Source organism: Methylobacterium sp. 391_Methyba4, from assembly GCF_029691625.1.
GTDB classification, from domain to species: Bacteria; Pseudomonadota; Alphaproteobacteria; order Rhizobiales; family Beijerinckiaceae; genus Methylobacterium; species Methylobacterium fujisawaense.
Genome location: NZ_CP121475.1, coordinates 3,291,861 through 3,305,700 on the forward strand (window position 1 = coordinate 3,291,861; position 13,840 = coordinate 3,305,700).

A 13,840-nucleotide genomic window follows, 5' to 3' on the forward strand; every position below is an offset into this window, starting at 1 on the left:
GGCGGGCTCCACGCTCATTCGGCGGCGATGGGCGCCGGTTCGGGGTCTATCTGGACCGCTGTAGCCGGAGCGCGGGGCAAGGTCACGTCGAACGTCGTGCCGACGCCGAGTTCCGAACGGACCTCGATCCGGCCGCCGAACGAGCGCACCAGGGCTTTGACATGGGCCAGGCCTATCCCATCGCCCGGGCGATCCTGCAGGCCGGAGCGTCGGAAGAGTTCGAAGACGCGGGCATGATCCCGTGCGGCGATCCCCCGGCCGTTATCGGCGACGGAGAAACAAACCCGCCGGTCTCCGACGGCCGTGGCGGTCACGGTCACGCGTCCCGGCCGGCCGGGGTCGAGATACTTCACGGCGTTGTCCAGCAGGTTCCCGAAGACCTGCTCGACGGCCACGCGATCGGCGACGATCGTCGGCAGGTCGGGGGCGATCGTCACGGTGGCGCCCGTGGCCTCCGTCTGGTGCCTCTGAGCGTCCGCCACGTCGCGCAGCAGATTCGTCATGTCGAGGCGCTCGGGGGAGAATTGCCGCCGCCCTTCTCGGGAGAGCTTCAGGATGGCGGCGATCAGCCCTTCCATCCGGTTCACCGCCGCCTTGATGAAGCCGAGCGCCTCGGCGAGATCGCCGTCGAGCCGCTCCGCCTCCGGGTGCCCGCGAAGGGCCGCCTGGATCTCGGTCCGGGTCGCCTCCAGCTCGCTGGTGAACCCCATGACGTTGACGAGCGGCGCGCGCAGGTCATGGCTCACGATATAGGCGTAGCGCTGGATCTCCTCGTTGGACTCGCGCAAGTCGGCTTCGGCCTGCCTCTGTTCGGTGATGTCCGTATGGACGCCGACCCATTCCCGGATCGCGCCGCGTGCATCGAGCACCGGAATGGCGCGGATCGCGAAATGTCGCCATGATCCGTCGCGGGACCGGACCCGGTGTTCGTGGACATAGGTTTGTCGCGCTCGGACGGTTGCGTTCCAGCTCTCGATGGAGGCCTGCACGTCGTCCGGATGCACCGCGTCGGCCCAGCCGTAGCCCTGGTACTCCGCCCGCGTCTGGCCGGTGATCGCGCTCCAGCCGGGCTGGTCGCCGAGCATCCGGCCTTCGGCATCGTTGGTCCACAGGACGCCACGCACGGCCTGCACCGCGGCTCGAAACCGTGCCTCGCTCGCCAGCAATTCGCGTTGCACCCGCTGCTGGTCCAGGGACGAGGCGAGGATCGCCAGGAACAGGATGAGGAAGGTCGCGCCGGCGACGTAGAGCGCGAGATTCTGCTGGCCCTGTACGCTCGTCATCGCATGGGCGGCGTGGGTGCCGCCTTCATCGACGGTGATCGTCGCGGCGGCCATGCCGGTGTAGTGCATGCCGGCCACGGCAACCCCCATGACGCAGGCCGCGACAAGCTTCTGCCAGACGCCGTGCTGGTGAAATGAGAGCCACAAGGCCGCGGTCGCCGCGGTCACGGCGATCGCCACCGAGAGCGCGACCATGGGCTGATTGTAGGAAAGGTCGCCGGGGATCCGAAGCGCCGCCATGCCGGTGTAGTGCATGCCGGCAACCCCCAGGCCCATCAGCACGCCCGCCACGAGGATGCTGCCGAGCCCCTCCCCGGTCCGCTCCACCCACAGAAAGCCGGCGCCGGTGGCCGCGACGGCGATCGCGAGGGAGAGGAGGGTCAGGCCGATGTCGTAGGTGGTGGGCATGCCGGTTTCGAAGGCCAACATGCCGACGAAATGCATCGACCAGATGCCGCCGCCCATGGCGAGCGCAGCGCCGGTGATCCACGGCCAGCGGGGGTCCGCCGCGACGGGCCCTCGGATGCGACTGCCCAGATCCAGCGCTGTGTAGGACGCAAAGACGGAGAGGCCGATCGACAGGGCGACGAGCGCCGGATTGTAGCCTGTATGGACCATCGACTGGGATCGACGTGTGGAGCGCGCAGATCGGGATGTATCCTGAGCCCTTGAAGCGCGCCATCGGGAATCGAAGGCCCCGTGGTCTCCCGCAGCCAGGATCGTGAGCGCGGGGCCGACCTGCCGGTCGGCTGCGGCTGGCGCGACGTGGCGGAAGCCCGGGCCTTCCCGTCGCCGCGGCGATCGCGCATTGTCCCGCGCGGCGGCCTTCGGCCTGTCCCGACAGGTTGCGGCAAGCAGGAGGAGCGACGATCCATCGTGGCCCCGCCCGAGCCGAAGATCCGCCGCCCCGACGCGGGTTCGCGGTGGAGGGGGAGCCCAGATGCGGGCCCCATCCGGGCAAGCCGACGGCCGGGCCCCGAACGATCCTGGGCGCCGCCGCCGGCGCGCCCATAGACTGCGTAGAAAAATCCGCGTTCGCCAGACCGCGATGGCCTCATCGGTCGCGCGCGCGCGTTCTAGAGTTCCGTCGATCGCTCATCGCGAATGCAGGTTCATGAACGGACACGCTGCGGCACGACTTCCGGACGACCTGCGCGACGCCCTGGCGCGGACCCTTTACGATCACGACCGGCCGGCGGGCGAGGCGTGCGCGGGCTGGGAGGCCGCGGATTTCGAGATCCGTCACCCGGGTCTGCGCGAGCGCTATCGCCGCTCCGCCGACGCCCTTGCCGACGGCCCGCTCGCCGAATGGCTTCTGAGCCGCCTCGCCGACGAGGAGGAGTTGCGGGTGCTGCGTCGGCAGCGGATGTCGCCGGAGCGGGAGCGCGAGCTTCTGGAGGCCAACAACCGTCTTCTCGCGCGCGCTGAAACGGCCGAAGCGGCCCGGGAGGCGGCCGAGGGAGCGCTCGCCACGCTCCGCCGCGAGCGCGACGTTGCCCGGGAGGCGGAGGCGTTCTGGCAGCAATTCGCCTTCGATGCCGACGATCTCGCGACCCGCCGCCTCATCGAGCAGACGGATGCGCGCGCCGAGGCCGAGCGCCGGGCCATCGCGGAACGGTGCCGCAGGGAGCGCGCGGAGGCGGCGTTGCGCCTGTTCGCCGACCGCGCCGACGTGATGCCGAAGGAAGGCTGGGCCTCGGAACTGGCCCAGGCCAACCGCGACATACCGCTCTGGTGGTTTCACGCGGCGCGCGTCGCCCTGGACCCGCCGGATCTCTCCCGGCCAGCCGAAGACGGAGAGGGTTGAGACCCTCAGGCGGCGGCGGACTGCTTGGCGGACTGGTCTCGGAACAGCGCCGTGCATCCCGAACCGCGGTGCATGCTCAGGATCGACGCGCGGTCGATCTCCGGGTGCGACTTGAGCACGTTCTGGACGCAGGCCAGGACACGCTCGTACTGCGCGGCATCGTAGTTCGGCTCGAGCGGACTGACCGCGATGTAGGTCTCCACGACGAGGACGCGCTCGGCGCGGTCTCGGGCGACGTCGACGGCGATCCAGGAGGATTTGATCAGGCTGGTGCTGGCGAGCATGGGCGTTCCTCGTGCAGCGTTGCGACTTTAATCCCGCGGCGGCGGGCCAATTTTGGCGAAATCATGGACCGCCCGGCCGCGAATGCCAAGGGGCGCTCCCACCTGGTCCGAGGCTGCAAGCTGTCTGTTGAGCGCCGCGGCTGGCCGGCTTACGCTTCGTCACGGGCCGCCACAGGCCCGATCCACAATCGGCACTCGCATCCGGCGAATGGCATGTGGTATACAAATTCGAGGACTCGTCACCCAGGGTCCGAGTGACGGTGTCGCGACACGACGAGACCGCGCATTGGGAGGGATAGCAGACATGATCCGTTCGAGGATGAGAGGTCCCTGCCCCGGCGTCGCGCGTTGCCCGTCACCGACCCGTGCAGGCAGCATGCCGGCATTCCGCGCGGCCTGAGCCGCCCTCCGACATTCCCGAATCCGACTCCAGCTCCGAGACCGATCATGACCAAGGCCCTCGAAGGCGTCCGCATCCTGGACTTCACCCACGTTCAATCCGGCCCGACCTGCACGCAGCTCCTGGCTTGGTTCGGTGCAGACGTCATCAAGGTGGAACGGCCGGGCGTCGGCGACGCCACGCGTCAGCAGCTTCAGGACATTCCTGACGTGGACAGCCTCTATTTCACGATGCTGAACCACAACAAGCGCTCGATCACGCTGGATTCGAAGAATCCGAAGGGCAAGGAGGTCCTCTGGCGCCTCATCAAGGAATGCGACGTCCTGGTCGAGAACTTCGCACCCGGCGCGCTCGCCCGCATGGGCCTCACCTGGGAGAAGATCCACGAGGCCAACCCGCGCATGATCCTAGCCTCCGTGAAGGGCTTCGGTCCCGGCCGCTACGAGGACTGCAAAGTCTACGAGAACGTCGCGCAATGCGCCGGCGGCTCGGCCTCGACCACGGGCTTCCGGGACGGTATCCCGATGGTGACGGGGGCGCAGATCGGTGATTCCGGAACGGGTCTGCACCTCGCGCTCGGCATCGTCACGGCGCTGTATCACCGGACCCAGAGCGGCCTCGGCCAGAAGGTCGACTGCGCGATGCAGGACGGCGTGCTCAACCTGTGCCGGGTGAAGCTGCGCGATCAGCAGAGGCTCGAGCACGGGCCGCTGAAGGAATACAGCCAGTTCGGTGAAGGCATCCCGTTCGGCGAGGCGACCCCGCGCGCCGGCAACGATTCTGGCGGCGGTCAGCCGGGCCGCATCCTGCGCTGCAAGGGCTGGGAGCAGGATCCGAACGCCTACATCTACGTGATCACCCAGGCCGCCGTGTGGGAGCCGATCTGCGACATCATCGGCGAGCCGAGCTGGAAGACCGACCCGAACTACGCCACGCCGAAGGCCCGACTGCCGCATCTCAACGAGATCTTCACGCGGATCGAGGCGTGGACGATGAAGGTGTCCAAGTTCGAGGTGATGGACACGCTGAACAAGTACGACATCCCCTGCGGCCCGATCCTGTCCATGAAGGAGATCGCCGAGGACGAGTCGCTGCGGAAGACCGGCACGATCGTGGAGGTCGACCATCCGACGCGCGGCAAGTACCTGACGGTGGGCAATCCCATCAAGCTGTCGGCGAGCCCGAGCGACGTGAAGCGCTCCCCGCTGCTCGGTGAGCATACCGAGGAGATCTTGCGCAGCGTGCTGGGCTATTCCGAGGCCGAGGTCGGTGAAATCTCCGAGTCCGGCGCGATCGGCGTCGTTCAGAAGATCGCCGCAGAGTGAGCGGCGTGCGGCGATCCCGGGCTCCGGCCTGGGTTCGCCGCCGTCGTGTCCGGGGCCGCACCGTCCCGGACTTCGGATGACGCCGTCCGACCAACGGGGCACGACCGTTCGCCGCCGCGCCCCGCGCTCCGACCGTCCCTTTCCCGGGCCGCCATGGGCCCGGTCGAAGCCCAGGAGATTGCATGCGCATCGCCTTCATCGGCCAACAGGATTTCGGCAAGGCGGTCCTGGAGGCGTTCCTCAAGCGAGGCGATGAGGTCGCCGCGGTGTTCTGCGCGCCCGAGAAGCCCGGCGCCAAGCCGGACGTCCTCAAGACCGCGGCGGTCGAGAAGGGGTTGACGGTCTTCCAGTTCCCCAGCCTGAAGAGTCCCGAGGCCGAGGCCGCGATGCGCGGGCTCGATGCCGACATCGGCATCATGGCCTACGTGCTGCAATTCGCGCCCCAGAGCTTCGTCAACATCCCGAAGCACGGCACCATCCAGTATCATCCGAGCCTGCTGCCGCGGTATCGCGGCCCGTCCTCGATCAACTGGCCGATCGCCCGCGGCGAGCTGCAGACCGGCCTCACGATCTTCCGGCCCACCGACGGGCTCGATGAAGGGCCGGTGATCCTGCAGAAGACCTGCCCGATCGGCGCCGATGCGACGCTGGGCGACGTCTACTTCGACAACCTGTTCCCGATGGGCGTCGAGGCGATGCTCGAGGCGGCCGATCTCGTCGTTGCGGGAGAGCATGTCGAGATCGACCAGGATGAGGACGCCGCCAGCTACGAGGGCTGGTTCCGGGGGGCGGAGGCGGAGATCCACTGGTCCGCTCATGCCGAGCAGATCTACAACCTGATCCGCGCGGCCAATCCGGCGCCGGGCGCCTGGACGACGCTCGACGGCAAGAAGCTCCAGATCTTCGATTCCACCCTGCATCGGGTCCGTAAGCTCGCCGATGTCGTGGGTAAGCCCGGCGAGGTGATCGCCATCGACGACGCGGGGTTCAGCGTCTGCGCGCAGGGCGGCCGGATCGAGATCCGCAAGGTCAAGGCGGAGGGCGGCAAGAAGATCACGGCCGCCGCATTTGCCCAGGAGGTCGGGCTGGCGGTCGGGCAGGTGCTCGGGCGATAGGATGCCCGCGCCGGCGGCGGAGAGCATCCGACCTTAGACGGCGCGGCGCCCGACCGATCCCGCGGGGCCTCTCGGCTACGCGGTCGTTGAGCCTGTGCTCCCCGCCGCATTCAGCCCATAGCCGCGAAAGCGCTCGACGGTGATGCCGATCTCTTCATCGGACAGGACGATCGGCGTCCCGATCTGCCGGGCGACGGCGTATTGCTGGCAGAGGGTTTCCAGCTCGACGGCGAGCCAGAGGGCCTTCTCCAGATCGGTGCCGGCCGCGATCATGCCGTGGTTGGCGAGGAGGCAGACGTTGCGATCGGCCAGCGCCGTCAGGGCCAGGTCCGAGAGTTCAGCGGTGCCATAGGGCGCATACGGCGCGCAGCGCACGCTCGGGCCTCCGAAGGCGGCGATCATGTAATGGATCGCCGGTATCGCCTGACCGCACATGGCGAAAGCGGTGCAGTAGACCGGATGTGCGTGGACCACCGCACCGAATTCCGGACGGGACACCAGGATGTCCCGATGGAAGCGCCATTCCGAAGAGGGCTTCTGATCCGGCGGGTGGGTGCCGTCGAATGCCATCGGGACCACATCGTCCGGTCCCGTCCTGTCGGTGGGCATGCCGGAGGGTGTGATCAGGAGCCCATCGCGGAACCGCACCGAGACGTTCCCCGACGTCCCGCGGTTCAGCCCCTGGGCGTCGAGCGCCCGTGCCGCCGCCACGACGCTCTCCCGCGCGATCCGCTCGTCCCTGTCCATGCCCGATCTCCGGAAAGCCCGGTCCCCGGTATGCAGGAAGCCCGGCGCCGTAAAGACGGCGCCGGGCTCATTCTCGTCGGTTCGTGTCGCCTGGACCGCGCTACTGGGCCAGGACCGGCGCGAGGCTCGCTTCGCGCTTCTTGGTATAGGCGGCCCGCATCGGCTTCAGGACGAAGAGCGCCAGCAGAGCCGCGACGATGTTGAGGGCCGCTGCCGCCAGGAACACCGCGTGCCAGCTCCCGGTCATGGTCGTGAGCACGCTGGTATAGGGGACGATCAGCGCCGCCGTGCCCTTGGCCGTATAGAGCAGACCGGCATTGGTGGCGGCGTATTTCGAGCCGAACGTGTCTCCGCAGGTCGCCGGGAACAGGGAGTAGATCTCACCCCAGGCAAAGAACACGAGACCGGTCAGAAGCACGAAGGCGATCGGGTTCTGGCCGAACTGGCTGAGCGCGTAGATGCCCAGGCCTTCGATCGCGAAGGACAGGAACATCGTGTTCTCGCGGCCGATATGGTCGGAGACCCAGCCGAAGAACGGACGCGTCACGCCGTTGAGCACCCGGTCGAGCGTGGCCGCGAAGGTCAGCGCCGGCAGCGTGATCCCGAGCAGCGAGACCGGAACGTCGGCGATCTTGAAGTCCTTGGCGATCGGGCCGAGCTGCGCGGTCGCCATCAGGCCGCCGGCCGCCATCATGACGAACATCGCGTACATGACCCAGAAGATCGGCGTGCGGACCATCTCGGAGGGCTTGTAGTCGCGCTTCGACTGGCTGACCCGGGCGATCTCCGGAACCTGCCCCTTCGCGGGCGACCGCAGGAACAGGGCGATGAGCATCACGATGACGCCCTGCCCGATACCGAAGTAGAAGAACGCCGCCTCGTAGCCCTGCGACTTGATCATGGCCTGGATCGGCACGACGGTCAGGGCCGAGCCCGCGCCGAAGCCCATCGCGGTGATGCCCGCGGCGAGGCCGCGTCGGTCGGGAAACCACTTCAGCGAATTGCCGACGCAGGTTCCGTAGACCGCACCGGCGCCGGTGCCGCCGATCGCGGCCGCGATGTACAGGACGGTGAGCGAGTCGGCGTAGGAGTTGATCACCCAGGCGATGCCGCAGAGCAGGCCGCCGAACAGCGTGACGATCCGCGGGCCATACTTGTCGACAAACCAGCCCTCGATCGGGACCAGCCACGTCTCGGTGACGACGAACAGCGTGAACGCCACCTGGATCGCCGCGCGATCCCAGCCGTGCCGCTCCTGCATCGGGTTCACGAAGAAGGTCCAACCGTACTGCATGTTGGCGATCATGCACATGCAGACCACGCCGAAGGCGAGTTGCAGCCATCGGCCACGCCCCGCCGGTTTGACGATCTCGGACATACCCATCCCTCCTTGGCAGTATTATTGTTGGGGTCTGTGCTCAGACCGGCTGTATGCCCTGCCGCGGCCCAGCTTGGCAGAACAAGATGACCGGGATTCTTCGAAAAATTCTTGGCCCGCAGGCAAATAAAGTCTCAAGTACTCCAGCATCCGCATTGGACTCAGCAGCGCGGGACTGATGGTCGACGGTATGCCAGCAAGATGGTGCTGGTATCCCTCCAGGCTGTCAATCGAACCGGCATAAAAATACACGTTTTGGCGCCGGGATTAAAACCGATCGGCCGAACGTGCGGCCAAAATGGCGGATGGGGAGCCGCGCCTGCACAACTTCCGCGAGGCGAAAAGTCGGCAAAGGTCACAGGTCTGTGGGGCCGCCCCGCAATTGACTAGGATCTGGCCAAGGTTTGGGTTAGTCCGCTTGGGAGCGCACGACAGAGAATGCGTGCGAGACATCATACGTGTGAGCTGACTGGACGAGGGATGTCGAATTCCGAACCGCTGAGCGTGAAGCCCATCGTCGCCAGCTCCAGTCTCCGGACCTTGGCCTACGAGGCGCTCAAGACAGCCATCACCAACATGGACATCTACGGACGTCCGGACGAGGTCCGCCTCGACGAGCGGAAGCTGTCGCAGGATCTCGGCGTCAGCCGGACGCCCGTGCGCGAGGCGCTGACGGTTCTGGAGCAGGAAGGCTTCGTCCGGTCCGAGGCGCGGCGCGGTGTCTTCGTGATCAAGAAGAACAAGCGCGAGATCGTCAGCATGATCCACGCCTGGACGGCGCTGGAAAGCATGGCGGCTCGCCTCGCCTGCACCCGCGCCACCGATGCCCAGCTTCGCGCCCTGCGGGAGTCCTTCCCGGAATTCTTCGAAGGACAGCCCTCAGAGCACATCGATGAGTACTCGGACGCGAACATCCGCTTCCATCAACGCATCATCGCTCTGGGACACTGCGATGCGATTGCCGATCTGACCAGTAATCTTCTGATGCATGTGCGGGGCATCCGCAGCACGGCGCTCCGGCAGGGCGACCGGGCCGAGCGTTCGATCCGGGAGCACGTCGCCATCATCTCGGCTCTGGAAGCGCGAGATGCCGACCTGGCCGAGCGTCTCGTGCGCGAGCATGGCCTCGGGCTGGCTCAGCACGTCGACACCTACGGCGACTACCTGGACTGATCGGCGTCGAGACCGTCCCACAGGGTCCGTTTCGACCGACAAAGCCTCGCCGACCACTTTGCCGACCGCATCGGGAATCGTCGGCGAGGGCCGCACGGTCGTGCGCTTCGGCTGCGACAGCACCGACCGACCCGGTGGTCTGAACCCCGACCGAGTGCTTGGTACAAATTAAATCGCGCGCAAGCGTTGCCGCACTGCAAAAATTTTGAAAGGCGCGAAGTCTCTGTGCGCCACTCTCAACTGCGAGCGTGGCGCATGCGATGTGCGGCTTCTGTGCGGAATGCGGTCGCATCTCCGCCTTCCATGCATAGGCCGCATGAACGGTATTCGTTATCTGGCATACCAGTTTGCGGGGCGGCATGACATCTCTCGCACCGCAACATATCGCGGTGCCCGGCCGCCCTGGAGAGTCCGATGATCGCCAGCTTCCTCGCCATCTTTGTCGCTTTCGCCGTTTGCCAGGCGCTGCTGACCGTGAAGTTCGCCGACTTTCTGAGCTCCGAGGGCACGTCCGGTCGTTCGACCGTCGCACCGACCGGCGACGTCGCCTCCGCCAAGCTGGCCTGACGGGATCCGTCGATGTTTCGGTGAGGGCGCCGAGCACGGTTAACGCTTTCCTCAAAACTTGCGCGTAGGGTAAATGGATCGTTGACCCTGCGGGCGAGGAGCGACCGCGTTGGCCCTCGGCGCCGCATCGCGATTCTCGGACGGCCCCTACGTCCTTCTGATTTCGGATCGCCCATCCGAGCAGAGAGCCCTTGAGCGCGCGATCGCGCTGGTGATGGATTGCCGGGCGCTCTCGCCGGGCGCGCCGATCCCGGCCGAGCGGCCCCACCTCGTGGTTCTGGATCTTCCACCGGTCCAAGCTGCATCGTTGCGGACCACTCTCGACCGGTACACGCCGTCACTCCCGCTCCTGGTTCTCGTACGCGGCGAGCCCATGGCGGGGGCGTCCAACCTCCGCCAGCTCCCCGCCGCGGCACCGCGCCAGATCGTCCTGGCGAATGTCTTCGCCATGATCGAGGAGGCGACGCGCTCGGCCGAGGCGCGTCGGCGACAGCTCGCGGAGCGCGTCACGGGTGCCACCGCAATCGTCGCGGATCTGTTCGACAGCGCCGCCCTCGGCGCCCGACTCCGGCGTGCCGACGTGGACCGGGGAACCGAGCTGGTCCTCGCTGCCGTTTCCGAGGTCGGCATCGGGACGTGGCTCGCCGAAGTCTGGCGCCACGAGATCGGCGTCTATCAGCACACGCTCGGCGTCGCCGGACACGCCGCGACCTTCGGCGCTCAGATCGGCCTCAATCGGACCGACCTCGCGCGACTGGTTCGATCTGCGCTGCTGCACGACATCGGCAAGTCGCGCATTCCGGTCGAGATCCTCAACAAGCCGGGGCCGCTCAATCCTGAGGAGATGCGGCTCATGCAGCGCCATCCCGATATCGGCGCCGACCTTCTGGTCGCTCAGGGTGAGTTCGAGGCGGCAATCATCGATGTGGTCCGGCATCACCACGAGCGCCTGGACGGCAAAGGTTACCCCGACGGCCTGGCCGGCTCGGCCATCTCGGACCTCGTGCGCATCGTGACGATCTGCGACGTGTTCTCGGCCCTGACCGAGCGGCGCACGTATCGGCAATCGGCGACCCCCGCCGACGCCCTGGCGACGATGGTCGGCGGCACCGGTCATCTGGACCTGGATCTCCTCCGCGCCTTCGCACCCTCGATGCTGGCCGGCATGTCCCTGGCGGCGTGATCACGCCGGGTGCGTGGCGCGCGTGCCACGCGCGAGTGCGGCATCGTGCGGGCGCGCCGCGTGCCGCGCTTTCGCCGCAACCGCCCTGGAGGGAGGCGGGTGTCTGTCACCGATCGCCGTCCGGACCGTGCCGAAATTCAAGTTCGCCCTCGCCGCCGCCCTTCTGATGAGCCTCACCGCATGCGGCGGCGTCTCCGTCATGCCGGATGCGTCCGTTGAGAATGCGACGCACACAGCCGTGCTCGACGAGGTCGCGGCCGCGGCCGCGATTTCGGCCTACCGGGTTCAGAACGGCCTGAGCCCCGTCGTGGTCGATCCGGTTCTCGTGAAGGCGGCGGCCTTCCAGGCCGGCAACAACGCGCGCCACGGCCAGCTCAGCCACGAGATCGGCGGCAGCTTCACGTCGCGCATGGCCTCCGTCGGTCTGGCGAAAGCCTGGGCGGCGGAGAATCTCAGTGCCGGCTCCGAGACCCTCGAGCAGGTGCTCGCCCGCTGGAAGGCGAGCCCCGAGCACAACAAGAATATGCTGCTGCCGCAGATCCGCAGGATCGGGATCGCCCGCGTGGATGCGCCGACCACGCGCTACAAGCGGTTCTGGGCCCTTGTCATGGCAGGAACCTGACGCAGCGGCTCTCAGGGGTCCACCGGCGCCAGATCGACGATCCGGAGCTGGGCCCGCTCGGCCCCGCGCCAGCGGTCGCAGGACAGCGTTCCGGCCACGTGCAGTTCCCGACCGATCCCGTTCAGCAGCGCGAGGCCGAGGGGGCGCTCGGCGGCACGGAAGCAGATGGCGCCCACCGCCTGTCCGTCGCGGCTGCGCAGGCGAGCCCTGACATGGCTCGACCCGACCACGCCGGCATCGACCAGGCGATGGCGCCCGAGGGCGAAGATCGGCTCCGGCGCGCCCTGTCCGAACGGTCCGGCCTGCTGGAGCAGCCGGACCGTTTCCGCGGTAGCGCCCCCGGCGCTGAGTCCGCCGTCGATCAGCAGGGCGTCGGCCGCCCGCGCCACGGTCACGCTCGCCCCCAGCAGCATGACGAGATGCGCCTCGAAGCGGGGGATGTCGTCGGTCCGTACGGTGACGCCGGCCGCCATGGCGTGTCCGCCCCCCTTGAGGGCGATCCCGGCCTCGACGCAGGCGCGCACCGCAAGCCCGAGATCTGACCCCGGGATCGAGCGACCCGAGCCGGTGGCGCTGCCGTCGGGTCGGATCGCGAAGGCGAAGGCCGGGCGGTTGAACCGTTCCTTCAGGCGCGACGCGATGAGTCCGACGATGCCGGGATGCCACTCAGGACTGGCCGTGACCAGCACGGTGCGGGTCGGGTCGAGCGTCAGGGCACGGTCCATCTCGGCCTCGGCCTCGGAGACGGCCTGCGCCTCGATCGCCTGACGCTCGCGATTGAGGCGATCGAGGTCGGCGGCGATCCGGGCCGCTTCGTTCGGGTCCGCCGTCGTCAGAAGCCGGGCACCGAGGGCCGAATCGCCGATGCGGCCACCGGCATTGATGCGCGGCCCGAGGACGAAGCCGAGATGCCACGATTCCGGCGGTTCGCTCAGCGAGGCCGCGTCCAGCAGGGCCGCCAGGCCGATGCGGCCGCGATGGCGCATCACCGTCAGGCCCTGCGTCACGAAGGCCCGGTTGAGACCGGTGAGGGGCACGACGTCGGCCACGGTCGCCAGCGCTACGAGGTCGAGGGCGTCGGTGAGCTGCGGTTCGGGGCGGTCCGGCCCGAAGAAGCCCTCCAGCCGCAGGGCACGGTTCAGTGCCACCAGGGTGAGGAACACGATCCCGGCGGCACAGAGATGGCCGAGGCCCGACAGGTCGTCGAGGCGGTTGGGATTGACCACGGCGCGGGCCGGCGGCAGCACCTCGGAGGCCGCATGATGGTCGAGGACGATCACGTCGAGGCCCGATTTCTCGGCTTCTTCCAGAGGCGCGTGGCCGCTCGTGCCGCAATCGACGCAGACCAGAAGCGTCGCGCCGTCCGCCGCCAATGCGGTGATCGCAGCGATGTTGGGGCCGTAGCCCTCGGTGATCCGATCGGGGATGTGGATCGGAGCCCTCAGGCCCACACCGCGCAGGTAGCCGGCGAGCAGGGCCGCGCTCGCAGCGCCGTCCACGTCGTAGTCGCCGAAGACCGCCACGGTCTCGCCGCGGCGCACGGCCCGGACCAGGCGGCGGACGGCGGCGTCCATATCGAGCAGCGTATTCGGGTCCGGCATCAGGTCGCGCAGACGCGGCGCAAGGTGGCGCGGCGCGGCCTCCGGACCGATCCCGCGCCCTGCCAGCACACGGGCGAGCAATTCCGGCAGGCCGTGGGCCTGAACCATCTTGGCGATGTGATTCTGGACCGCCGCGCCGCCACAGCGCTCCTGCCAGCGCCGGCCGGTGATGGAGGCGGCGACCCCCAGGAAGGGCGGCGGATCGACGGAGAGCGGGGCGGATGACACGGATGCCACCCTACACCGGGTGGGCCGCGGAATCTTGCGCACCGCCGCAACAGCGTCGGCGAACGCGCGCTGCCGCAACGAAAAAGGGCGGGCATCGCTGCCCGCCCCGGAAATCCGTCCGAGACCC

12 protein-coding genes are annotated in these 13,840 nt (G+C 68.0%); 7 read left to right on the forward strand and 5 right to left on the reverse strand.

Going from position 1 to position 13,840, the window contains the following annotated elements; genetic code table 11:
- Positions 1 to 14: 14 nt before the first annotated feature.
- The gene (locus P9K36_RS15480) at positions 15 to 1,901 is read right to left on the reverse strand and encodes an MHYT domain-containing protein (protein WP_043757941.1); all 1,887 of its coding nucleotides are present in this window, start codon (positions 1,899 to 1,901) and stop codon (positions 15 to 17) included.
- A gap of 430 nt (positions 1,902 to 2,331) precedes the next feature.
- Here P9K36_RS15480 and P9K36_RS15485 point away from each other — a divergent pair, with 430 nt between their 5' ends.
- Entirely contained in the window at positions 2,332 to 3,090 is a 759-nt protein-coding gene (locus tag P9K36_RS15485) for a hypothetical protein (protein WP_236961373.1), read from the forward strand.
- Positions 3,091 to 3,095: 5 nt separating this feature from the next.
- On the opposite strand, the gene P9K36_RS15490 is transcribed toward P9K36_RS15485, so the two are convergent.
- Positions 3,096 to 3,374, reverse strand: a complete 279-nt coding sequence (locus P9K36_RS15490; protein ID WP_043380811.1) for a hypothetical protein — start codon at positions 3,372 to 3,374, stop codon at positions 3,096 to 3,098.
- Between the two features lie 447 nt (positions 3,375 to 3,821).
- Between P9K36_RS15490 and frc the strand changes: the two genes are divergently transcribed.
- Positions 3,822 to 5,099: a formyl-CoA transferase gene (gene frc / locus P9K36_RS15495; RefSeq protein WP_043351422.1), complete on the forward strand. Its 1,278-nt coding sequence runs from the start codon at positions 3,822 to 3,824 to the stop codon at positions 5,097 to 5,099.
- Between the two features lie 182 nt (positions 5,100 to 5,281).
- The gene (locus P9K36_RS15500) at positions 5,282 to 6,214 is read left to right on the forward strand and encodes a methionyl-tRNA formyltransferase (RefSeq protein ID WP_043757947.1); all 933 of its coding nucleotides are present in this window, start codon (positions 5,282 to 5,284) and stop codon (positions 6,212 to 6,214) included.
- A 75-nt stretch (positions 6,215 to 6,289) separates the two neighbouring features.
- Here P9K36_RS15500 and P9K36_RS15505 read toward each other — a convergent pair whose 3' ends face one another.
- Positions 6,290 to 6,961, reverse strand: a complete 672-nt coding sequence (locus tag P9K36_RS15505) for a class II aldolase/adducin family protein (RefSeq protein WP_043757949.1) — start codon at positions 6,959 to 6,961, stop codon at positions 6,290 to 6,292.
- A gap of 100 nt (positions 6,962 to 7,061) precedes the next feature.
- Positions 7,062 to 8,339, reverse strand: coding sequence for an oxalate/formate MFS antiporter (oxlT, locus tag P9K36_RS15510; protein ID WP_043380816.1), 1,278 nt, complete (start codon positions 8,337 to 8,339; stop codon positions 7,062 to 7,064).
- A 480-nt stretch (positions 8,340 to 8,819) separates the two neighbouring features.
- Between oxlT and P9K36_RS15515 the strand changes: the two genes are divergently transcribed.
- The 4 genes from P9K36_RS15515 to P9K36_RS15530 all read left to right on the forward strand — a co-directional run bounded on the left by P9K36_RS15515 (position 8,820) and on the right by P9K36_RS15530 (position 11,884).
- A complete protein-coding gene (locus P9K36_RS15515; RefSeq protein WP_043357745.1) occupies positions 8,820 to 9,512 on the forward strand; it encodes a GntR family transcriptional regulator in 693 nt (230 codons plus the stop codon).
- A gap of 414 nt (positions 9,513 to 9,926) precedes the next feature.
- On the forward strand, positions 9,927 to 10,079 hold the full coding sequence (locus P9K36_RS15520; RefSeq protein ID WP_164706380.1) for a hypothetical protein: 153 nt from the start codon (positions 9,927 to 9,929) through the stop codon (positions 10,077 to 10,079).
- 109 nt (positions 10,080 to 10,188) lie between these two features.
- On the forward strand, positions 10,189 to 11,262 hold the full coding sequence (locus P9K36_RS15525) for an HD domain-containing phosphohydrolase (RefSeq protein WP_043757952.1): 1,074 nt from the start codon (positions 10,189 to 10,191) through the stop codon (positions 11,260 to 11,262).
- Positions 11,263 to 11,389: 127 nt separating this feature from the next.
- On the forward strand, positions 11,390 to 11,884 hold the full coding sequence (locus P9K36_RS15530) for a CAP domain-containing protein (RefSeq protein WP_043357743.1): 495 nt from the start codon (positions 11,390 to 11,392) through the stop codon (positions 11,882 to 11,884).
- 11 nt (positions 11,885 to 11,895) lie between these two features.
- On the opposite strand, the gene recJ is transcribed toward P9K36_RS15530, so the two are convergent.
- Complete coding sequence (gene recJ, locus P9K36_RS15535; RefSeq protein WP_083683471.1) at positions 11,896 to 13,713, reverse strand: single-stranded-DNA-specific exonuclease RecJ; 1,818 nt, start codon at positions 13,711 to 13,713, stop codon at positions 11,896 to 11,898.
- Between the last annotated feature and the right edge of the window lie 127 nt (positions 13,714 to 13,840).

What these genes read in the sequence shown, in the direction of transcription:
- P9K36_RS15480 (WP_043757941.1), bottom strand. Translation starts at nt 1,901, where the DNA reads ATGGTCCATACAGGCTACAATCCGGCGCTCGTCGCCCTGTCGATCGGC.
- P9K36_RS15485 (WP_236961373.1), top strand. Translation starts at nt 2,332, where the DNA reads ATGGCCTCATCGGTCGCGCGCGCGCGTTCTAGAGTTCCGTCGATCGCT.
- P9K36_RS15490 (WP_043380811.1), bottom strand. Translation starts at nt 3,374, where the DNA reads ATGCTCGCCAGCACCAGCCTGATCAAATCCTCCTGGATCGCCGTCGAC.
- frc (WP_043351422.1), top strand. Translation starts at nt 3,822, where the DNA reads ATGACCAAGGCCCTCGAAGGCGTCCGCATCCTGGACTTCACCCACGTT.
- P9K36_RS15500 (WP_043757947.1), top strand. Translation starts at nt 5,282, where the DNA reads ATGCGCATCGCCTTCATCGGCCAACAGGATTTCGGCAAGGCGGTCCTG.
- P9K36_RS15505 (WP_043757949.1), bottom strand. Translation starts at nt 6,961, where the DNA reads ATGGACAGGGACGAGCGGATCGCGCGGGAGAGCGTCGTGGCGGCGGCA.
- oxlT (WP_043380816.1), bottom strand. Translation starts at nt 8,339, where the DNA reads ATGTCCGAGATCGTCAAACCGGCGGGGCGTGGCCGATGGCTGCAACTC.
- P9K36_RS15515 (WP_043357745.1), top strand. Translation starts at nt 8,820, where the DNA reads ATGTCGAATTCCGAACCGCTGAGCGTGAAGCCCATCGTCGCCAGCTCC.
- P9K36_RS15520 (WP_164706380.1), top strand. Translation starts at nt 9,927, where the DNA reads ATGATCGCCAGCTTCCTCGCCATCTTTGTCGCTTTCGCCGTTTGCCAG.